The organism is uncultured Merdimmobilis sp. (assembly GCF_902471145.1).
In the GTDB taxonomy this organism is placed as follows: domain Bacteria; phylum Bacillota; class Clostridia; order Oscillospirales; family Ruminococcaceae; genus Merdimmobilis; species Merdimmobilis hominis.
This window is the reverse complement of record NZ_CABRJC010000017.1, coordinates 26,108-46,027: the sequence shown is the minus strand read 5'-3', so window position 1 is coordinate 46,027 and position 19,920 is coordinate 26,108. Positions and strand designations below refer to the sequence as shown.

18 protein-coding genes are annotated in these 19,920 nt (G+C 56.0%); 9 read left to right on the top strand and 9 right to left on the bottom strand.

Going from position 1 to position 19,920, the window contains the following annotated elements; translation table 11 throughout:
* Positions 1 to 177 precede the first annotated feature (177 nt).
* From RDQ42_RS08410 to dnaA, 9 genes are all read right to left on the bottom strand, one after another.
* Positions 178 to 1,893, bottom strand: coding sequence for a M14 family metallopeptidase (locus tag RDQ42_RS08410; RefSeq protein WP_231357921.1), 1,716 nt, complete (start codon positions 1,891 to 1,893; stop codon positions 178 to 180).
* A 185-nt stretch (positions 1,894 to 2,078) separates the two neighbouring features.
* Complete coding sequence (gene gyrA, locus RDQ42_RS08405; protein ID WP_054331914.1) at positions 2,079 to 4,577, bottom strand: DNA gyrase subunit A; 2,499 nt, start codon at positions 4,575 to 4,577, stop codon at positions 2,079 to 2,081.
* Between the two features lie 61 nt (positions 4,578 to 4,638).
* Positions 4,639 to 5,211 carry a YcxB family protein gene (locus RDQ42_RS08400; protein ID WP_054331915.1) on the bottom strand — a complete coding sequence of 191 codons (573 nt, stop codon included), beginning with the start codon at positions 5,209 to 5,211 and terminating at the stop codon, positions 4,639 to 4,641.
* Positions 5,212 to 5,226: 15 nt separating this feature from the next.
* On the bottom strand, positions 5,227 to 7,206 hold the full coding sequence (gyrB, locus tag RDQ42_RS08395; protein WP_071427502.1) for a DNA topoisomerase (ATP-hydrolyzing) subunit B: 1,980 nt from the start codon (positions 7,204 to 7,206) through the stop codon (positions 5,227 to 5,229).
* Positions 7,199 to 7,468, bottom strand: a complete 270-nt coding sequence (remB, locus tag RDQ42_RS08390) for an extracellular matrix regulator RemB (protein ID WP_071427501.1) — start codon at positions 7,466 to 7,468, stop codon at positions 7,199 to 7,201. The genes gyrB and remB overlap by 8 nt, the downstream gene beginning before the upstream one ends.
* On the bottom strand, positions 7,453 to 8,604 hold the full coding sequence (gene recF / locus RDQ42_RS08385) for a DNA replication/repair protein RecF (protein ID WP_308588541.1): 1,152 nt from the start codon (positions 8,602 to 8,604) through the stop codon (positions 7,453 to 7,455). The genes remB and recF overlap by 16 nt, the downstream gene beginning before the upstream one ends.
* Positions 8,594 to 8,836, bottom strand: coding sequence for an RNA-binding S4 domain-containing protein (locus RDQ42_RS08380; protein ID WP_054331918.1), 243 nt, complete (start codon positions 8,834 to 8,836; stop codon positions 8,594 to 8,596). Before RDQ42_RS08380 ends, recF begins: the two co-directional genes overlap by 11 nt.
* A gap of 22 nt (positions 8,837 to 8,858) precedes the next feature.
* On the bottom strand, positions 8,859 to 9,962 hold the full coding sequence (gene dnaN / locus RDQ42_RS08375; protein ID WP_308588540.1) for a DNA polymerase III subunit beta: 1,104 nt from the start codon (positions 9,960 to 9,962) through the stop codon (positions 8,859 to 8,861).
* A gap of 655 nt (positions 9,963 to 10,617) precedes the next feature.
* Positions 10,618 to 11,964: a chromosomal replication initiator protein DnaA gene (gene dnaA / locus RDQ42_RS08370; RefSeq protein WP_054331921.1), complete on the bottom strand. Its 1,347-nt coding sequence runs from the start codon at positions 11,962 to 11,964 to the stop codon at positions 10,618 to 10,620.
* Between the two features lie 286 nt (positions 11,965 to 12,250).
* Here dnaA and RDQ42_RS08365 point away from each other — a divergent pair, with 286 nt between their 5' ends.
* From RDQ42_RS08365 to rsmG, 9 genes are all read left to right on the top strand, one after another.
* Positions 12,251 to 12,478 (top strand): hypothetical protein, encoded by a 228-nt coding sequence (locus tag RDQ42_RS08365; RefSeq protein WP_054331922.1) that lies wholly within the window; start codon positions 12,251 to 12,253, stop codon positions 12,476 to 12,478.
* On the top strand, positions 12,471 to 12,605 hold the full coding sequence (gene rpmH, locus RDQ42_RS08360; protein ID WP_054331923.1) for a 50S ribosomal protein L34: 135 nt from the start codon (positions 12,471 to 12,473) through the stop codon (positions 12,603 to 12,605). Before RDQ42_RS08365 ends, rpmH begins: the two co-directional genes overlap by 8 nt.
* A gap of 121 nt (positions 12,606 to 12,726) precedes the next feature.
* Complete coding sequence (rnpA, locus tag RDQ42_RS08355) at positions 12,727 to 13,104, top strand: ribonuclease P protein component (protein ID WP_054331924.1); 378 nt, start codon at positions 12,727 to 12,729, stop codon at positions 13,102 to 13,104.
* Positions 13,105 to 13,150: 46 nt separating this feature from the next.
* Complete coding sequence (gene yidD, locus RDQ42_RS08350; protein WP_074026315.1) at positions 13,151 to 13,372, top strand: membrane protein insertion efficiency factor YidD; 222 nt, start codon at positions 13,151 to 13,153, stop codon at positions 13,370 to 13,372.
* 62 nt (positions 13,373 to 13,434) lie between these two features.
* Positions 13,435 to 14,502, top strand: a complete 1,068-nt coding sequence (gene yidC, locus RDQ42_RS08345) for a YidC/Oxa1 family membrane protein insertase (RefSeq protein ID WP_054331925.1) — start codon at positions 13,435 to 13,437, stop codon at positions 14,500 to 14,502.
* 29 nt (positions 14,503 to 14,531) lie between these two features.
* Positions 14,532 to 15,407 carry an RNA-binding cell elongation regulator Jag/EloR gene (gene jag, locus RDQ42_RS08340; RefSeq protein ID WP_071427498.1) on the top strand — a complete coding sequence of 292 codons (876 nt, stop codon included), beginning with the start codon at positions 14,532 to 14,534 and terminating at the stop codon, positions 15,405 to 15,407.
* Positions 15,408 to 15,482: 75 nt separating this feature from the next.
* The gene (gene mnmE / locus RDQ42_RS08335) at positions 15,483 to 16,844 is read left to right on the top strand and encodes a tRNA uridine-5-carboxymethylaminomethyl(34) synthesis GTPase MnmE (RefSeq protein ID WP_054331926.1); all 1,362 of its coding nucleotides are present in this window, start codon (positions 15,483 to 15,485) and stop codon (positions 16,842 to 16,844) included.
* A 412-nt stretch (positions 16,845 to 17,256) separates the two neighbouring features.
* Complete coding sequence (mnmG, locus tag RDQ42_RS08330; protein ID WP_231357916.1) at positions 17,257 to 19,158, top strand: tRNA uridine-5-carboxymethylaminomethyl(34) synthesis enzyme MnmG; 1,902 nt, start codon at positions 17,257 to 17,259, stop codon at positions 19,156 to 19,158.
* Positions 19,142 to 19,855 carry a 16S rRNA (guanine(527)-N(7))-methyltransferase RsmG gene (gene rsmG / locus RDQ42_RS08325; RefSeq protein ID WP_071427496.1) on the top strand — a complete coding sequence of 238 codons (714 nt, stop codon included), beginning with the start codon at positions 19,142 to 19,144 and terminating at the stop codon, positions 19,853 to 19,855. The genes mnmG and rsmG overlap by 17 nt, the downstream gene beginning before the upstream one ends.
* Positions 19,856 to 19,920: the final 65 nt, after the last annotated feature.

Genomic DNA, 19,920 nt, shown 5'->3' with positions numbered 1-19,920 from the left:
GTACCCATTGTGGCGCACAGATAGGGGGACCGGGGTCTCCCCGGCGAACTTTTCCCCCATTTTCTTTCGCCAGAAAATGGGGCCGGGTGCAGGGCGGAGCGCCTGCAAAGCCACTGCAAGATGGAATCTTGATAAAGCCCTCCTGGCCGGGGGTTCAAAGGGCCGGCACGAGGGCCCTTACAACAAGGTGATGGACGCTGTTTTGCTTCCGCATTTTTTGCCGGACACAGTGAGGGAGACCTCTGTTCCGGCTGGAGCTTTAACCACCCAGGTGAGTTCCTTGACAAACTCCTCCTGGTGGAATGCCTTGGCGTTGCCGTATTTGTAGGAGCTGCTGTCCAGTTCCAGGGCTTTCACCCCGCTGAATCCTTCCAGATGACCGATTTTCCCTTCGGCCTCGCCGGAGAGGAGAACCCCGGCGGTCTCCAGTTTAGCGGTCAACGGATCGTCCACCCCGAGGGTTTTGGCCTCGTTGCAGACAAAGGTGGGCAGGTATCCGGCGTTGCGCACCAGGGCAGTGACCTTGTAGATCCCCTGGGCCTGCTGTTCTGCGGCCAGCTTGTCAATCTGCACCCGGGGAAGGGCAGCGGCCATCCGCAAACAGAAGTTGGTGTTTTTCTCCACCTCCTGCTCCAGGAAGCCGATGGGGCAGTTCTGCCAGGTAAATTTAAAATCCGGGCCGCCGATCTCCACCTTGCCCAGCTGGGGGTGGTCGTAGGGGGTCCAACCCAAGATGGGGACCGCCTTGTTTTGCTTGGCGTTCTCATCGATCCACTGGTAGCAGAGGGAAAGGGCCTCCGCTTTCTCCCGGTCGGTCTTGGGGGTGGTGCGGGGGTAGACATTGGGCACCCCGGCGCGGATGGCCAGATCCCACAGCTCTGCGGTATAGGTGGGGATGCCCTGGGTGCTGTACATCCAGTCGTCAAAGGCGCCGGAGGAGTAGTTTACCGTGTCGGTGAGGAAGGCGTCAAAGATGTTGAAGCAGCCGTAGCCGGTCTCCTCGGTGGCCATGGCGCCAATCTCCTTGAACATCCGCATATCCCGGGAGTCGGCCTGTTTCTCCGGTTTGGTCCCCGGAGGATAGATGTAGCAGCCGCCAGAGGTGTGGTAGGTCACGCCGCCGCAGATGTTGGGGTGGGAGAGGACAAAATCCACCACTGCTTTGTTTTCCGGGTTGCTCAAAGGGTATTTGCCTGCGCCGGGCTGGCGGTTCTCCGGGAACCAGCCCAATGGGTAGTTCCGGTTGAAATCCAAGTTCCATTTTCCCTCTGCCGGCTGGACATGGACGCCGTCGTACCCTTCGATGATCCCTTCGGGGTAGAGGTGGTAATAGGTTCCGCCGAAGTCGGAGGGAGAGCGCTTCACCAGGATGCGGGGATCTTTGTCCATGGCTTTCCAGACACCGGTGGGGTCGGGGACCCGCATCATGCGGATGACGCCGTCGCCGTCCAAATCCTCGGGGTGGAGGCCGGGCATCCACTCCTCAAAGGGATAGGGGCGGTTGACCGAGCGGAGCTGTTCCGGGGTGGTCAACACCTTCTCCGCGCCGTCGGGGCTGATGCGGGGGATGACATAGACAGTGAAATTGTCCAGCAGATTTGTGATGTTGTCTTTTTTGCCGTAGCCCTGCACCAAGGTGACGATCAGATGGATCGCCGCCATGGAACCTGTCACCTCGCCGGCGTGGTGGCTGCCGTCCACATAGTAAGCCGGTTTTTCCAGGGCGCCGCCGGTGGCGTAGTTGGTGATCTCGGTGGCCCAGACTTCATGCCCATCGGCTGTGGTGCAGATGGAGTGCATTTTTATAAGTCCAGGATATTCCGCTGCCAACTCCTGTAACACCGTGGTCATTTCGCTGTAAATATAGTAATGATCAAAGGAATATTGTTTCATATTCTCCCTCCTTTATGGGAATTATTATACATCTTTTTGAATGAATATGCAATGACTGTTTGCAAATCTTCCCGTCTCATGCTGTACAAAAATAGAAGGGGAGAGCTGCCCCCAACCCCGCAGTTTTCACAAATGCAGCAGTCAAAAACAGCGCCATCCTCTTAGACGGCGCTGTTTTGCTTTGGTTATTCCTCTGTGGAAGGTTCTTGGGCAGCGGGGGATTCCCCTTCGGCCTCCTGGGGTTCAGCCTCCTCGGCGGAGTCCACCTCTTTGGGGGCACGGGCCAAGGCGACAACCTTGTTGTCCTCCTGGATGCGCATCACCCGCACGCCGCCGCCATACCGGGACTGCTGGGCGATCTCCGCCACATTGGTCCGGATGATGACGCCGTCTTCGCTGATGACAAAGATGTCATCCTCATCGTTGACCATGAGCACCCCGGCCACAGGGCCGTTTTTGTCGGTGTAGTAATTGCGGATTCCCTTGCCTCCACGGCTTTGGATGCGGTATTCATCGGGGAAGGTCTTTCTTCCCTGGCCGTTTTCGCTGACAGTGAGCAGGTATTCCCCTTCGTTGACCACTGCCATGCCTACCACTTCATCCCCTTCTTCCAAGGTGATGGCCTTCACACCGCGGGCAGTGCGGCCCAAGGCGCGGGCATCCTGCTCCTCAAAGCGGATGGCCATGCCGTTCTTGGTGGCCACGATCAGCTGGCTCTGGCCGTCGGTCTGGCGGACCCAGGCCAGTTCATCCCCTTCGTCCAGGTTGATGGCGATGAGGCCGCCTTTGCGGACGTTGCGGTAACTGCTTGTCTCGGTCCGCTTGATGACGCCTTGCTTGGTGACCATCACCAGGAAGCTGTCCTCCTCAAATTCGGACATGCGGATCATGGAGGTGATCTTCTCATCCTTCTCCAAGGGGAGGAGGTTGATCATATTGATGCCTTTGGAGGCGCGGGAGCTTTCTGCAATTTCATACCCCTTGAGGCGGTAGACCCGTCCCCGGTTGCTGAAGAACATGATGTAGTCGTGGGTGGAGCAGATGAACAGCTCCTCCACAAAGTCCTCCTCCCGGCGGGCCATGCCGGAGATGCCCCGGCCGCCGCGGCGCTGGGTCTTGTAGGTGTCCACTGGCTGGCGCTTGATGTAGCCGAAGTGGGTCAGGGTGACCACGCAGTCTTCCACTGGGATCAGGTCCTCAATATCCACCTCGCCGCTTACCATCTGGATCTCGGTGCGGCGGGGGTCGGCGTATTTCTGCCGGATCACCTGGATCTCCTCTTTGACAATGGCAAGCAGCTTGCCTTCGTCGGCCAAAATGGCCTGCAGTTCCGCGATCTTGGCATAAAGGCCGTCCAATTCGGTCTCAATCTTGATCCGCTCCATACCGGACAGCTGCCCAAGGCGCATGGAGACGATGGCGGTGGCCTGGACATCGGTGATGCCGAACCGCTCCATCAAATTGACCTTGGCATCGGGCTGATCCTTGGAGTGGCGGATGATTTCGATGACCTCATCGGTGTGGTCGCAGACCAGCTTCATGCCCTCCAGGATGTGGGAACGCTCCTCTGCTTTGCGCAGGTCAAACTGGGTGCGGCGGGCGATGACCTGCTCCTGGAATTGGATATAGTGGGAGAGGATCTCCTTGAGGCCCATGACCTTGGGCTGGCCGTCCACCAGCGCCAGCATGATGACACCAACCGTATCCTGGAGCTGGGTGTAGCTGAACAATTGGTTCAGCACCACCTGGGCGTTGGCGTCCTTCTTCAGCTCAATGACGATCCGCATGCCGTCCCGGTCGGATTCATCCCGCAGGTCGCTGATCTGATCCACCCGTTTATCCTTGACCAGGTCGGCGATGTTTTCGATGAGGCGGGCTTTGTTGACCATGTAAGGGATCTCGTGAACCACAATCCGCTCCCGGCCGTTTTTGTGCTCCTCAATCTCGGTTTTTGCCCGCAGGGTGATCTTGCCCCGACCGGTGGCATAAGCCGCCCGGATGCCGCTGCGGCCCATGATGACGCCGCCGGTGGGGAAATCCGGGCCTTTGATGTGCTCCATCAGCTCTTCCAGGGTGGCGTCCGGGTTGTCGATGAGGCAGCAGACCCCGTCAATGACCTCCCCCAGGTTGTGTGGGGGGATGTTGGTGGCCATGCCCACAGCGATGCCGGTGGAGCCGTTGACCAGAAGGTTGGGGTAGCGGGAAGGGAGGACCACCGGCTCCTTCAGGCGGTCATCGTAGTTGGAGGTAAAATCGACAGTGTCTTTGTCAATATCGGTGAGCATGGAGGTGGAGATCCGGCTCATCCGGGATTCGGTATACCGGTAGGCAGCTGCCGGGTCGCCGTCCACCGAACCGAAGTTTCCATGGCCGTCCACCAGGGGGTAGCGCATGGAAAAATCCTGGGCCAGGCGGACCATAGCGTCATAGACCGATGCATCGCCGTGGGGATGGTACCGGCCCAGCACCGAACCGACGGTGTCGGCGCATTTGCGGTAGGCCTTATCCGGCCCCAGGCCATTTTCATACAGCGTGTAGAGGATGCGGCGGTGGACCGGCTTCAAGCCATCCCGGACATCGGGCAGCGCACGGCTGACGATGACCGACATGGAATAATCGAGAAAACTTTTTTTCATCTCGTTCTCGATGTCCACATTGATTACAGTTGATGCGTCACTAAACATTGTTTCTTTTCACCCTTTATTTCCAATTGGCCTTGCTTGCCGTTGCGGTAGGAGGCCCGGTTTATTGGCTGACAATCCGTTGTTTGCCATATTTCTGCTCAATCAGTTTGAGACATTCATCCAGCTCGTAGATCTGGTCGCCCAGGCCGGATTTTGGGATCAAAATGGTCCGCTTCTCTTCCAAAATCAGCATGAAGAGAATAGGGGTCTCCCGGATCTCCGAGACCTCGTTCCAGTAAAAGCGGTTTTCCACCCCTTGGCTGGTCTCCACCAGCGAATCGGGGTAAAAATCCTGCCGGATGGGGTTTTTGAGATAGTCGCTTTTTTCATAGTTCTTCCGGGCAGCGTTTTTCAAGGACCAGGGAAAAATGACGGTGTAAAACAGCATGCTGTACAGGCCAAAGGCCACTAGCGCCGCCGAGAGGAGGATCAGCATCAAGCGGTACTGGCCCTCCCCAGTGGCGGTGGCATACAGAAGGATCAGAGCCACCACCGTTTCAATGGCGCCCACCAAAGTGGTTTTGTTCTTCTTCGCCTGGAAATTCTCCTTGGCAAAATACTGGTTGAAGTGGAGGTACTCCTCCGGCTGTATGGTATATTCCAGGGTTAAAATAGGCTTTTTTTGTTCGTCCATTCTGTCACCGCCCCGCTAAATATCCAGGTTCTGCACATATTTGGCATTGGTTTCGATAAACTCCCGCCGGGGGGCGACCTTTTCACCCATAAGGATGGTGAAAATCTCGTCCGCCTTCATGGCGTCGGCCATCTCCACCCGGAGCATGGTGCGGTTCTCCGGGTTCATGGTGGTCTCCCACAGCTGTTCCGGGTCCATCTCACCAAGGCCCTTGTACCGCTGCACGTCGGACTTGGTGGTGCCATCGGGGTAAAGCTCCGCGATGTATTGATCCCGCTGTTTTTCATCGTAGGCATAGCGCACCTGCTTGCCCCGGGAAACTTTGAACAGGGGGGGCTGGGCAATGTACACATGGCCCTCTTCAATGAGGGGACGCATGAACCGGAAGAAGAAGGTGAGCAACAAAGTGCGGATGTGGGAACCGTCCACATCGGCATCGGCCATGATGATTACCTTGCCATACCGCAGCTTGGAGATGTCAAATTCATCCCCGATGCCGCATCCCAAAGCGGTGACCACCGGCATCAGCTTGTCGTTTCCGTACACCCGGTCCAGACGGGCTTTCTCCACGTTGAGCATCTTGCCCCACAGGGGAAGGATGGCCTGGAACCGGCGGTCCCGGCCGGATTTGGCCGAACCGCCTGCCGAGTCGCCCTCTACGATGTAAATTTCCGTCTGTTCAATGTCCCGCTCAGAGCAATCCGCCAGCTTGCCGGGCAGAGAGGCGGTCTCCAGGGCGGATTTGCGGCGGGTCAGCTCCCGGGCGCGGCGGGCGGCTTCCCGGGCTTTGGCCGCATTGAGGGATTTATCCAAAATAGCCCGCGCCACAGCTGGGTTTTCTTCAAAATAAGTGGTCAGCTTTTCATAGACCATGTTGTCCACCAAGGGGCGGATCTCACTGTTGCCCAGCTTGGTTTTGGTCTGTCCTTCAAATTGGGCGTCGGTCAATTTGACCGAGATAATGGCGGTCAAGCCCTCCCGAACATCGTCGCCGGTCAGGTTTTTGTCCGCCTCTTTGAGGATACCAAACTTGCGGGCGTAGTCGTTCATCACCCGGGTGAGGGCGTTTTTAAAGCCCACCTCATGGGTACCGCCCTCGGTGGTGTTGATGTTGTTAGCAAAAGACAGGATCAGCTCGTTGTAGCTGTCGTTGTACTGCATAGCGACTTCCGCCAGGCTGTCGCCGCTCTGGCCGCTGATGTAGATGACCCCGTCATGGAGGACCTCCAGCCCTTTGCGCTGGTGGATATGCTCCACAAAGCTGCGGATGCCGCCTTCGTAGTGCATCTTCTGCACTACCGGCTCCCCGCTGCGGCTGTCCTCCAGGATGATGTTGAGGCCGGCGTTGAGGAACGCCTGCTCCCGCAGCCGGGTCTCCAAGGTCTCACGGTCAAAGACGGTGTCGTCAAAGATCTGAGCGTCCGGCTTGAAGGTGACCTCAGTGCCGGTTTTGTCGGTCTCCCCGACGACCTTCAGGTCGCAGATGATCTTGCCCCGCTCAAAGCGCTGGTAGTGGATGTGGGACCCGTCGAACACCCGGACTTCCAGCCACTCCGACAGGGCGTTGACCACCGAAGCGCCCACGCCGTGGAGGCCGCCGGCGACCTTGTATCCGCCACCGCCGAACTTGCCGCCTGCGTGGAGGATGGTGAATACCACCGTCACCGCAGGGATGCCCTGCTGGTGCTGGATGCCCACCGGGATGCCGCGGCCGTTGTCGGTGACCCGGATGACCTCCCCCGGGAGGATTTCCACCTTGATGTCGGTGCAGTAGCCAGCAAGCGCCTCGTCTATAGAGTTGTCTACAATTTCATAGACCAGATGATGCAGGCCCCGGGTGCTGGTGGAGCCGATGTACATGCCGGGCCGTTTGCGGACAGCCTCCAGCCCTTCCAGCACCTGGATTTGGTTTTCATCATATGTTTCGGTTTGTGGTGTGTTCTGCACGGTAAACTCTCCTTGCGTTAAAGTCTGTGTGCCCCTATGGCTACACATTGGCAATATCCGCGATAAAGCCGGTGCGTTTTTTTAAAGTAGACGACGATATCTGGGAAATGTAAACCTTTGTCCTGCCGTTTTCGGTGCAGACAACAAAGGATTTTGGAAGTTCAGTGGACACGTTGACCACCATCCCGTTTTTTTGGGCGGAGGCCAGGTACCCTTTTGTGGATTTGGCGATGGAGGCGTTTTCCAGGTCAAATATGGCGATGATGTCACTGGTGCGCACTACCGTATCCTGTCCTAAATGGAGATACATGGATTTTCCTCCTTCTGGGGGCGGCCGTATTCTTCCACCTTATAGATGGCGCCCCCCTGTATATGAAAGCTTTTCCCATCTTCCAGGTGGCGGAAGTAGTTGGGGTCGCAGCAGGTGATGAAGATCTGCCGGTCGCCCATATGGTTGAGCAGGTATTCCCGCCGGCTCTCATCCAGCTCGCTCATCACATCGTCCAGGAGGACCACAGGCTCCTCCCCAGTGAGCTGGCGGATCATCCCGCACTCGGACAGCTTGAGGGCCAATACGGCGCTTCGCTGCTGCCCCTGGGAGCCGTAGGTGCGGACGTTCATCCCATTGATGGAGATTTCCAGGTCGTCCCGGTGGGCCCCCACTGTGGTGCTGCCCGCCTTCAGGTCCTCCCGGCGGGCTTTGCGCACCGCCTCGGCGATAGCCTCTTCCAGCCCGGGGGCAGAGAGGTCGGCAAGATCTGGGCAGGCTTTGGACAGGTACCGCAGGCTGAATTCCTCTTTTTCCCGGGAAATACCCTTATACACCTCCCCGGCCAGCTGTTTAAGCTTCTCCAGATAGGTGTACCGCGTCCGGGTGATGGTGGCCGACAGCCTTACTAAGTGCTGGTCCCAGATGTCCAGGGTATCCAGCAGGTAGGAGCTGAAAGCCACGTCTTTGAGAAGGCTGTTTCGCTGGGCCAATACCCGGCTGTAGTCATTGAGCACCCGGATGTATTTGGGCTTCAACTGACAGATGGTGGTGTCCAAAAACCGCCGCCTCTCCTGGGGGCCGTCCTGGATGAGGGACAGATGGCTGGGGGAAAAAACCACAGCGGTAAACTGGCCGGCCAGTTTGGTGCTGCTGTCCAGCAGAATCTCATTGAGGAGAACCGCCTTTTTGGGGGCCAGGGAAATCTGGGCGGTCTGGGCGCGGCCTTCGCCGAAAAACTCCAGCTGGAGCAGGGTTTTCACCTCCCCCAAGCCCACCATCTCCCGGTCCTTCGCCCCCCGGAAGCTTTTGGCCCCGGTGAACAGATAGATGGCCTCCATCAAATTGGTCTTGCCCTGGGCATTGTCGCCGTAGATTACATTGACGCCGGGGCAGGGGGAGAGTTCCATCTCCCCGATGTTGCGAAATCCAGTGAGGGTGAGGCGATCAATCCGCACGCCCGACAACCTCCAGCCGGTAATTCTCCACCTCTACGATGTCTCCGGGGCGGATCTTTTTGCCCCGCATGGTGCAGACTTCCCCATTGACCGAGACTAGGCCGGCCTGGACTACCTCTTTGGCCTGGCCCCCCGTCTCCAGCATGCCGGCAAATTTTAAAAAGGAATCCAGTTTGATGAACTCGGTGGAGATCTCAATGGTTTCCCGAATAATTTCCTTGTGTTCGCTCATGGCGCCCTCCTTGTATGGTCGATTATTCCGCCTTCAGCCGCACCGGTAACACCAGGAAGAGGAACTGATCCCCTTCGGGGGGAACTACCTTCATGGGGGAGAGGGGGCCGCTGATCTCCAGCTTGACCTCATCACAGCCGGAGGCCTTGAGGGCGTCTAGGATGTATTTGTTGTTAAAGCCCATCTCCACTTCCCCGCCGTCGATGGAGCAGGGGATTTCATCATAGGCTTTGCCGATGGCAGTGGAGCAGGAAACTTTGATCAGATCCTGGGTAAATTTGACCCGCAAGGGGCTCTTGAGCCGGTCGGAGATGAGCAGGCTGGTGCGCTCAATGGAGTCCATAAAGCTGCGGGTGGAGATTTTTACAGTAGTGGTGCTGTTTTGAGGGATGGCGGCGTGGTAATCCAAAAATTCCCCCTCCAACAAGCGGGAGATGACGCTATATCCGTTGATGTTGAACACAATGTGTTTGCGGGAGATAAACAGCTCGGTGGGGGTGTCCTCATCCCCCAGAAGCTTGGAGACCTCAGACAAAGTCTTGCCGGGGACGATGAACTTCATCGGCTGGCCGATTTTCACCTTTTCCCGGCGCAGGGCCAGGCGGTATCCATCCACCGAAACAAGGGTGATCCCCTCTTCGTCCACGTCGAACATAGAACCGGTGTGAACTGGTTTAGAATCGGTGGTTGCCACCGCAAACAAGGTTTGGTCAATCATCGACTTCAAGGTGGTCTGGGGCAGCTGGATGGCGGACCCTTCGGTCACCGAAGGAAGCTCCGGGTAGTCGGTGGCAGGCATGCCCAAAATGGTGTATTCGGTGACCCCGCTTTTCAGCTGGGTCAGCAGTTTGGCATCGCTTTCAATGGCCACCTGGTCACCAGGCATCCGGCGGATCATATCCAGCAGCAGCTTGGCGGAGAGGACGATCTCTCCTTCCTCCAAGACCTGGGCTTCCAGATGGGTGGAAATGCCCAGTTCTAGGTCGTAGCCAGTCAGCTGGACCTGGCCGCCCTTGGCCACCATCAAAATGCCCTCCAAGGCCGGGAGGGTTGTTTTGCCCGATACTGCGCGGGATACATTGGAGACAGCCTGTACTAGGAGGGCCTTATCACAGAGAATGTTCATGGATTCATTCACCTCAATTGCAATTTGTTTTGCCGGTTTTGCCCGGCTGGTTTTTCACAACGGTTCTTTCCCTCCCATAACAAGATCAGGATAGAACTCTATTTTTAGTCGTAGTAGTAGGGGCGGTTGGGATGTGGACAACCGCGCAAACCTGCTTTATCAAAGGAAAAAAGAGGCGTTCTCTTTCCAGTGGCTGCGGTGGTGAATTTGTGGAGAGGTGGAAACAGCCATCGCTTTTTCACTGGGTTGTGGAAAACTCTGTTTAAAGTGTGGAAAACAAGTAGAGAATTCCGTGGAGAACCACAACCTTCCCAAAAGGTGAAAATAGGGCCGTGGAAACGGGGAAAAGTGGAAAGTGAGAAACGCATAATCATACGCAAAAAAGAAAGGTTCGCGGCGCCGAAAATTCAATAGGGTTAAACAGGTTTTGCAACTTGCGATGGAAATCTTGCAAGAGACAGTAAAACCAATACAGACTGTATAATTCCGGGGGTGAAAAGGCTGCTTTGGCGGGAATAGAGTCCTCGTCTAAACCGAATCTGCACGCCTGTAGTGAAAGGAGGGATTGCTTTCCCCCAGTGAAACAGATTGATCTCTATTTCCGGTAAGGGGGGGTCTTTCTGCCTTCTCTTTCTTTGGGAAAAGAAAGAGAAGGTTAGGAGTCGCGGATGTTCTTGATGATGTCCTCCACTGTCTCCTTGTAGCGGGAATCCTGTTTCATGTTCTTTTCTACCTGCTGGATGGCGTAGACGATGGTGGAATGGTCCCGGCCGCCGAACTCCTCCCCGATAGAGGACATGGACATCTGGGTGATGTCCCGGACGATGTAAATGGAGATCTGCCGGGCCTGGGAGATCTGGGCCGACCGCTTGGTGGAGCGGATGTCTGCCGAGGATACCCCATAAGTGCGGCCCACCTCCGAGATGATCCGCTCCACGGTGACCGGCACCGGCTGGTTGTCATTTAAAATATCCCGGATGGCGTTTTGGGCAATGAGGATGGACGGCGGGGTGCCAGCCAGCAGTTTAAAGGCCTTGAGCTTTTTCACTGCGCCTTCCAGCTGGCGGATGTTGTTTTTCAGCCGGTTGGCAATGTACTCGGCCACCTCGTCGGGGATTTGGATGTCCATCAGTTCGGCCTTGCGGCGGATGATGGCGATGCGGGTTTCAAAATCCGGGGGCTGAATGTCGGCCAGCAGGCCCCATTCAAACCGGGTGCGCAGCCGGTCCTCTAGGGTTTTAATCTCCTTGGGAGGGCGGTCACTGGTCAGGACAATCTGTTTGCCTGCCTGGTGGAGGGCCTCAAAGGTGTGGAAGAACTCCTCCTGGGTGCTCTCCTTGCCGCCGATAAACTGGATGTCGTCCACCAACAAGACATCAGCCAGGCGGTATTTGTCATGGAATTCCCGGGTGGTCTCGGTGGTGATGGCGTAGATCAGCTCGTTGGTGAACTCCTCGCCCTTGGCGTAGATGATGTTGGTTTCCGGCTTGTTCTTTTTGATCTCTGCGCAGATGGCCAGCAGTAGATGGGTTTTGCCCAGCCCGGACCCGCCGTAGATGAACAGGGGGTTGTAGGCATTGGCAGGGTTTGCAGCCACCGCCAGGGATGCCGCGTGGGCAAATTTGTTGGAGGGGCCCACGATAAAGGTGGAGAAGGTGTATTCATAATCGCCGCCTTGGCTGCTCTTCTCCAGCTCTTCTTGGGAATATCCGGACAGCATGCCGGACTCGGGCGGCTCCTGTTTGGGGGCGGAGTCGCAGAGGATTTTGATGTTTACACTAAAGCCTAGGATATGCTCGAAGGCACGGGACAGGAGGGGGAGGTATTTCTCCTCGATGATCTCCTTTTTAAATTGGGAACTGACCCGCAGGTAGGCGGTGGAGTTCTCAAACTTGACCGGCTCGATATCCTTAATCCAAAGGGAATGGGCTACTTCGGTAACGCCATCGGGTCCTTTGCAGTAATCGCTGACCAGCGAAAACACTTCTTTAAAGGATTCCATGGTTTGATCGTCCTTCCGATTAAATTTCCGGGTCGGTGGAAAAGGGGTTGATCAACTGGGAAAGGTGTGTTGAAAAAACTTTTTCCACCGATCTTCAACAGAGTTATTGTAGCATAAGTGGAATGTTTATTTCAAGCTTTTCAACAGCCCTGTGTGAATATATTATATAATAGTATAAACAGCAAAAAATCCCGGTTGGGGAAGATGGAATGGAAAAGGGAAACCAAAGGATGGAAACAGGTGGAAATCCCTGGGTTTATCCAGGAGGGGGAAGCTGGAGGGCGGCGTGGCAAACAAAGGCGCCGGCAACCCAGCAAAAACAGAAGCAAGGGGAATTTTTCCGGCAAAAACGGCCGCCCTCAGGGGGAAGATGGAAAAAATCGCCTCCAAAACAGGGAAAAATGGCTTTGGAACCGGGAAAAAACCATTTTTTCTATTGACAATTTTGCCCCGTGTAGGCTATACTGTTATCTTGCAAGGTTTCGCCCCGAAAGGAGGGTATTTTGATGCTTAGAACCTATCAGCCTAAGAAGATCCACAGAAAGAAAGAGCATGGTTTCCGCAAGAGAATGAGCACGAAAAACGGAAGAAAAGTGCTTGCTCGCAGAAGAGCGAAAGGCAGAGCCCGTTTAACTCACTAATTGCCGGCCACAACCTTTTTGTGGTCTTTCTTTTTATGACCCGGCGCCCGCCGAAACCGGCGGGCTGTCTGCCGGATCATAAAAAGGAAAATCTGCAAAACCGGCATGAAAGGCACTTTCCATGCTTCATACAGTCACACTCAATCAAAACCGAGACTTTAAAAAGGTCTACCGCGCTGGGAAAAGCGCTGTGCACCCCCTTCTGGTCACCTATGCTGTCAAGAACCGAAAAGGCCGGGCCAGGGTGGGCATCACCGCCACCAAGAAAATTGGAAAAGCTTGTAAACGAAACCGTGCAAGGAGAATTATCCGGGAGGCATACCGCCAGATGGAGCCCACTGTGGTCAAAGGCTGGGATATCGTTTTTGTCGCCCGGGGACGCACCACCCAAGTGAAGATGCAGGAGGTGCAGCGCGTGATGGACAAGCAGCTGCAGAAGCTGGGCTTGCTGCAGAAGCCAGAGCCATCCAAACCCCAGCAGACCGCTCCGGCGGAATAAAACGCTCCAAGCGGCAGTCGGCCGTCCTTTTGGGGCAATATGCAATATGAAAAAACTGTTTTTGGCAGTCATCCGTTTTTATCAAAAGGCGATTTCGCCCTATAGGCCTGCTTGCTGCAGGTTTTATCCAACCTGTTCCACATACGCGTACCAGGCCATATCCAAATATGGAGCGTATCGGGGCGGGCTACTTGCCGTTAAACGGATTCTGAGATGCCACCCCTTTTGCAAAGGCGGATATGACCCCGTGCCCGACCACTTGGAGTAAAGGGCGATATTTGGCAGACTCCATCCGCCTAGTACACCATCCGATCTGGAGGACCTATTGTTATGATGAGAACCATTTACGCCATCCTTGGTTACCCCTTGGGGTGGATCATGTTTCTGTGCTACCACCTGGTAAACAACTACGGCCTGGCGCTGATCCTGTTTACCATCCTCACCAAATTGGTGTTGGTGCCGTTTGCTGTGAAACAGCAGAAGTCCATGGTCAAAATGGCCGCTTTCCGGCCAAAAATGGAAGAGATCCAGAAAAAATATGCAAATAACAAGGAAAAGCTCAATGAGGAGCTTCTGAAGCTTTATGAGAAGGAAAATTACAACCCTATGAGCGGTTGCCTTCCTGTCCTCATCCAGTTTCCCATCCTCTTTGGCTTGATTGATGTCATTTATTACCCCTTGAAGCACATCCTGCGGCTGCCGGCCGACACCATCAATGCGGCGACCGAAATCGCCAAGCAGGTGCTGGGGGAAGGCGGCATGAATATGCACAGCGTGGAGATGAGCATCATCAATGCGGTGCATCAGAATGCGGGGGCTTTCTCTTCCCTGGGCGCCGATGTGGTGGATAAAATTTCGAATTTTGATTTCACCTTCTTCGGCATGGATCTGGGAGTTGTCCCCACAATGGCGGTCAATATTTACCTGTTGATTCCCATCCTGTCCGGCCTTTCCGCCCTGGGCATGAGCCTGATCAGCATGAAGCTCAGCAGCGCCACCACCGGCGAAGACGGCGCGGCGGCCAGCATGAACAAAAGCATGCTGCTGATGATGCCTTTGATGAGTGTATTTATCGCCTTCCAGGTGCCCGCCGGCGTCGGCGTGTACTGGCTGCTTTCCAACGTGTTCTCTGCGGCTCAGTCCTACATCCTCAACAAGATCTATGACCCGGTGGAGATGGTCAAAAAAGCGAAGGAAGAGGCCGCTGCCCGCAAGGAGCAGGAGCGCAAAGAGAAGATTGAAGCAAAGAAACGGATGAAGCAGGGGGATGCCGCGGCGGCGGAAAAAGCCCTGACTCAAAAGGAAATCAACCGGATGAAATTGGCTGCCGCCCGCAAGCGGGATGCGGAAAAATACGGTGAGGAATATGTGGAAGTCACCGACGACGACCTGAAATAACAGGACGCAACCTGAGGAGGTGCCCTTTTATGAAAGAATGTACCATGACAGCGAAAACCGTGGAAGAGGCTATTGAACTCGCCTGCGACCGGATTGGCCTGCCCCGGGAAGAAGTGGAAATTGAGATCATCGACCTGCCCAAAAAAGGCTTTTTCGGCATCGGCGCCCAGCCTGCCAAGGTTCGTGTCTACCAAGAATCCAGCGACAAGGCGGAGATCGCAGTTGCCTATATCAAAGACATTCTCACCGAGATCGGCTTGCCCCATGTGGAGGTAACCGCCAAGGTGGAGGAGAACAACAATGCGGTCATCACCCTCAGCGGCGAGGGGTTGGGCGTCATCATCGGCCGTCGCGGCGAGACTTTGGATGCCCTCCAGTATCTGACCGGCCTGGTGGCCAACCGGGCGGACGGCGATTATATGCGTGTGACCATCGACAGCGGCAACTACCGGGAAAAACGGGAAAAAACCTTGGAAACCTTGGCGAAGAAATTGGCCAACAATGCGGTCAAAACCGGCCGGAGCTCCACTTTGGAGCCTATGAACCCCTATGAGCGCCGGATAATCCACGCCGCTGTATCCCAGGTGGAAGGGGCGCTGTCCACTTCGGTGGGGGAAGAGCCCAACCGCCGGGTAGTGATCAGCTCTGCCAATCCGAAGAAGCCCCGTACCGATGGACGAGGCAAAGGCAAAGGCGGCTCCCGCCGGGGCGGCAGGCCCTCTGGGGAAAGCCGCGGTGAGGGGAAGAGCAGCCGGGAGCGCAGACCCTACCGGGAGCGGGAGGAGTTGAAAGAGCCGGAGGCACCGAGAGCACCCATCTCCGAGGAGGAGCGGATTCTCCGTTCTGCCCCGCCTTCTGAGGCCGCCGACCTGCCCCTGTTCGGCAAAATCGAAATCGACGATTAGAGAAGATACAATGGCACTCTCAAAGGCCCGCAGAGGCCCGCGGGGGTGCCATTCTTATTGAAAGGATGGTATGTGATGAGCACCATTGCGGCGATCTCCACACCCTTGGCAGTGGGAGGGATCGGCATTGTTCGGGTCTCTGGCCCAGAGGCTCTGGCCATTGCCGCCCGGGTATTCCGCCCAGCTGGAGAACGGGATATTTCCTCCATGAAAGGGTTTACTAGCGCCTATGGCCGTGTTTTCGACCAGGATGGCCAGGTGGATGAAGCCATTCTGTCGGTCTACCGGGCCCCAAAGAGCTACACCGGCGAAGATGTGGCAGAACTTTCCTGCCACGGCGGGGTGTATGTGCTCCAGCGGGTGCTGCGGGCGGTCTTGGACCAAGGGGCGGTTTTAGCCGGCCCAGGGGAATTCACCAAGCGGGCTTTTTTAAACGGGAAGGTGAATCTGACCCAGGCGGAGGCGGTGATGGATCTGATCTCCTCCCAAAATAAGAATGCCACCAGAGCGGCCCTGTCGGCCCGGGATGGGGCTTTATCTCAAAGGGTACAGGGGATTGAGAAGATTCTTCTCGGCCTGGCTGGACACCTTGCAGCCTGGGTGGACTACCCAGAGGAGGACATCGAGGAAGTGGAGACGGGTTCCCTCCTTCATTCTCTGAGCGGCTGTCGGGATCAGTTGGAGCAGCTCCTCTCCACATATGACTTAGGGCGTATCCTGCGGGAAGGAGTGGATACCGCTATCATCGGCCGGCCCAACGTGGGCAAGTCCACCTTGATGAATTTGCTGGCCGGGGCCCAGCGCAGCATTGTCACCGACATTCCCGGCACCACTCGGGATGTGGTGGAGGATGTGATCCGGCTGGAGGATGTGGTGCTCAACCTGGCGGACACAGCGGGCATCCGGGCTACCGACGACCCGGTGGAATCGGTGGGGGTGGATTTGGCACGCCGCCGTATGGAGGACAGCGGGCTGGTGTTGGCGGTGTTTGACAGCTCCGATTCCTTGACCAGGGAGGACAGGGAGCTGTTGGAGGCGTTGCAAGGCCGTCCGGCAGTGGCGGTTCTCAACAAAACCGACCTTCCCCGCAAGATTCAGCGGGAGGAAATCGCCCAGTGGATTCCCCAGGTGGTGGAGGTCTCTGCGGCCAATGGGGAAGGGATGGATGCCCTTTCTGCCGCCATCCGGGAGGTGCTGTCCCTTCACCAGATCGATGGTTCCGCCCCCATCTTGGCCAATGAGCGCCAGAGAGGGTGCATCCTGCGGGCCAAATCCGCTTTGGATGACGCCATCGAAGCGGTTGGCTCCGCCCTCACCTTGGATGCTGCCACCGTGTGCATCGATGAAGGGCTGAACGCCCTTTTAGAGTTGACTGGTGAGCGGGCCACCGATGCAGTGGTGGGCCAGGTGTTCGCCCAGTTCTGTGTGGGAAAATAGCCACAGCGAAGCTGTGCCATTCGAAGAATTGCTTGCAGGGCGAAGCCCTTTGCGGCAGCAGCCGCTTTGCAATTCTTATGGTTTGTGCAGACTTTATGGTAAAATAGAAGGAAAACCGGGGCCGGGCTGTCCCCCTTCTCGTGGGGCAGCCGGTCCCTATTTTTTATCTGTCAGAGGGGAGGGCAGAAGAGGTTTTTCCCGGTGGAAAGGAAGAAATCCGCTGTGGAAAAAAGATGAGCCAAGAAGGAAAACTGGGGAGTCAAGGTTTTCCACGGAATTTTCCTCTGGTGGAAAAGCACTGAGTTTGTTATAATAGTGCAGAAGCAAACCAGCGTTTTCCCCCAGGGGAAAACGCTGTGGAAAATAGATTGGTTATAGTCTTTCCCCACACCGGGGAGAGGGGGAGTTATCCATGGAATATCAAGCACAACCCTTTGACATTGCAGTGATCGGCGCGGGACATGCTGGGGTGGAGGCCGCTTTGGCCGCCGCCCGGCTGGGGGCATCCACCGTGCTGTTTACCATGAGTTTGGACGCCATCGCCAACATGCCTTGCAATCCCTCCATCGGCGGGACGGCCAAGGGGCATTTGGTCCGGGAGATTGACGCCTTGGGAGGGGAGATGGGCAAGGCCGCAGACGCCACCTTTATTCAGAGCAGGATGCTAAACCGGGGGAAGGGGCCAGCGGTCCACAGCCTGCGGGTCCAGGCGGACCGGGCTCAGTACCATATCTATATGAAGCGGGCGGTGGAGCGGCAGCAAAACCTCCATGTGAAACAGGCAGAGGTGGTGGAGATCCGCACCGATGAGGAGGGCCAGGTAGAGTCGGTGGTCACCCGGTTGGGGGCTGTCCATCCAGTAAAAGTTGCGATCATATGTTCTGGGACTTTCCTCAACGGGAAGATTTTTGTGGGGGATCAGGTTTTTTCCAGCGGCCCAGATGGGATGCACGCCGCCAAACGGCTCAGCGATTCCCTAGTGCAGATCGGCCTTCCCCTGCGTCGGTTTAAAACCGGGACCCCTGCCCGGGTGGAGCGAAGTTCCATTGACTTTTCTCAACTGGAGGAGCAGGAGGGGGATGACCCCATCACCCCGTTTTCCTTTTCGACCGAAGGGGAGCTGAAAAATCAGGCAATTTGCCACATCGCCTATACCAATGAGGAGACCCACCGGGTCATCCAGGAGAACATTGGCCGGTCTGCCATGTACGGCGGCCAGATTGAGGGGATCGGCCCTCGGTATTGCCCCAGTATTGAGGATAAAATTATGCGGTTTGCCGACAAGCCCCGCCATCAGGTGTTTGTGGAGCCGATGGGGATGGATACCGACGAAATCTATCTCCAGGGGCTCTCCACCAGCCTGCCGGAGGATGTCCAGTTGGCCTTTTACCGCACCATCAAGGGATTTGAGAATGTGCAGATCATGCGAAATGCCTATGCCATTGAATACGATTGTGTGGACCCTCTGGCCTTAAAGCCTTCCTTAGAGTTTAAAACAGTGCCTGGTTTGTATGGCGCGGGACAGTTCAATGGCACCTCCGGGTATGAGGAGGCGGCAGCCCAAGGGTTGATCGCTGGGATTAATGCAGTGCGGTCTTTGCAGGGAAAAGACCCGCTGATTTTGGATCGGGCATCCTCTTATATCGGCACTTTGATTGATGACCTGGTGACCAAGGGATGTTCCGACCCCTACCGGATGATGACCTCCCGGTCGGAGTACCGGCTGATCTTGCGGCAGGACAATGCGGATGTCCGGCTTACCCCTATTGGCCATGAATTGGGGCTGATCGATGAGGAGAGGTGGCAGAAGTTTTTGGAGAAGCAAGCCCAGGTGGAAGGGGAGATCAAGCGTCTTCAAGGGTTGACCATCGTCCCTTCGGATGCATTGAACGCCATGTTGGTTTCACGTGAAACAGTCCCGCTCACCACAGGGATGAAGGCGGTGGAGCTGATCCGGCGGCCACAAATTGGGTATGAGGATCTAGCTCCCTTTGATCCCAAGCGGCCGGAGCTTCCCCGGGCGGTGGCGGAGGAGGTAGAAGTCTCTATCAAATACGAAGGGTATATCAAAAAACAATTGGCCCAAGTGGAAGAAATGCGCCGTTTGGAGGGAACCCCTCTGCCAGAGGACATGGTTTATTCCACCATTCAAGGTCTTCGGTTGGAAGCGCGGGAAAAGCTGGATTTGGTGCGGCCCATCAATTTGGGGCAGGCTTCCCGCATCTCTGGGGTGAGCCCAGCGGATATTTCGGTATTGATCATCTATTTAGAGCAGAAAAAACAGGAGGGAAAAGGCCATGACAATCTCGAATGAACAGTTGAAGACCTATGGGGAGGAGTATGGGTTTTCCCTGACGGACAGGATGGTAGAGCAGTTTGGCACCTATGCCGACACCTTGCTGGAGTGGAACCAGAAAATGAACTTGACTGCCATCACCCAGCCGGATGATATTGTCATCAAACATTTCCTCGACAGCTTGATGCTGCTCAAAAGTGTGCCTCTCCAGGAAGGTTCGTCTATGATCGATGTGGGCACTGGGGCAGGTTTCCCTTCGGTGCCGGTGAAGATTGCCCGGCCAGATGTAGACCTCACCCTTTTGGACAGCCTCAACAAGCGGGTGACTTTTTTACAGGCATTGTCTCAAGCTTTGGGACAGGAGAATACCGCCATCCATTTCCGAGCGGAGGAAGCGGGCCGCAAACCTGAGTATCGGGAGCGGTTTGATATTGCCACCGCCCGGGCAGTTGCAGATTTGGCTGTCCTGGCAGAGTACTGTCTCCCCTTTGTCAAGGTGGGAGGCTTGTTCATCGCCTTAAAAGGATACGACTGTGAAGAGGAAGTGGCCGGGGCGCAAAAAGCCATCCAGCTGCTGGGGGGCAAGCTGGAAAAGGTGGATCGTTATGTGCTGCCGAAGGAGAATAAGCGAAGTGTCGTTGTGATTCAAAAAATATCGCAAACTCCGGCAAAATATCCAAGGCCCTCTGCAAAAATAGCAAAATCCCCCTTGTAAGCAGGGGAAAGGCGTAAGAAAAGGTAAAATTCTGCGATGGAAAATTCTGGAATACCAAATTCCCT

Coding starts and splice junctions, on each gene's coding strand:
- RDQ42_RS08410 (WP_231357921.1), bottom strand. CDS start 1,893: ATGAAACAATATTCCTTTGATCATTACTATATTTACAGCGAAATGACC.
- gyrA (WP_054331914.1), bottom strand. CDS start 4,577: ATGTTTAGTGACGCATCAACTGTAATCAATGTGGACATCGAGAACGAG.
- RDQ42_RS08400 (WP_054331915.1), bottom strand. CDS start 5,211: ATGGACGAACAAAAAAAGCCTATTTTAACCCTGGAATATACCATACAG.
- gyrB (WP_071427502.1), bottom strand. CDS start 7,206: ATGTGTAGCCATAGGGGCACACAGACTTTAACGCAAGGAGAGTTTACC.
- remB (WP_071427501.1), bottom strand. CDS start 7,468: ATGTATCTCCATTTAGGACAGGATACGGTAGTGCGCACCAGTGACATC.
- RDQ42_RS08380 (WP_054331918.1), bottom strand. CDS start 8,836: ATGAGCGAACACAAGGAAATTATTCGGGAAACCATTGAGATCTCCACC.
- dnaN (WP_308588540.1), bottom strand. CDS start 9,962: ATGAACATTCTCTGTGATAAGGCCCTCCTAGTACAGGCTGTCTCCAAT.
- dnaA (WP_054331921.1), bottom strand. CDS start 11,964: ATGGAATCCTTTAAAGAAGTGTTTTCGCTGGTCAGCGATTACTGCAAA.
- rpmH (WP_054331923.1), top strand. CDS start 12,471: ATGCTTAGAACCTATCAGCCTAAGAAGATCCACAGAAAGAAAGAGCAT.
- rnpA (WP_054331924.1), top strand. CDS start 12,727: ATGCTTCATACAGTCACACTCAATCAAAACCGAGACTTTAAAAAGGTC.
- yidD (WP_074026315.1), top strand. CDS start 13,151: ATGAAAAAACTGTTTTTGGCAGTCATCCGTTTTTATCAAAAGGCGATT.
- yidC (WP_054331925.1), top strand. CDS start 13,435: ATGATGAGAACCATTTACGCCATCCTTGGTTACCCCTTGGGGTGGATC.
- jag (WP_071427498.1), top strand. CDS start 14,532: ATGAAAGAATGTACCATGACAGCGAAAACCGTGGAAGAGGCTATTGAA.
- mnmE (WP_054331926.1), top strand. CDS start 15,483: ATGAGCACCATTGCGGCGATCTCCACACCCTTGGCAGTGGGAGGGATC.
- mnmG (WP_231357916.1), top strand. CDS start 17,257: ATGGAATATCAAGCACAACCCTTTGACATTGCAGTGATCGGCGCGGGA.
- rsmG (WP_071427496.1), top strand. CDS start 19,142: ATGACAATCTCGAATGAACAGTTGAAGACCTATGGGGAGGAGTATGGG.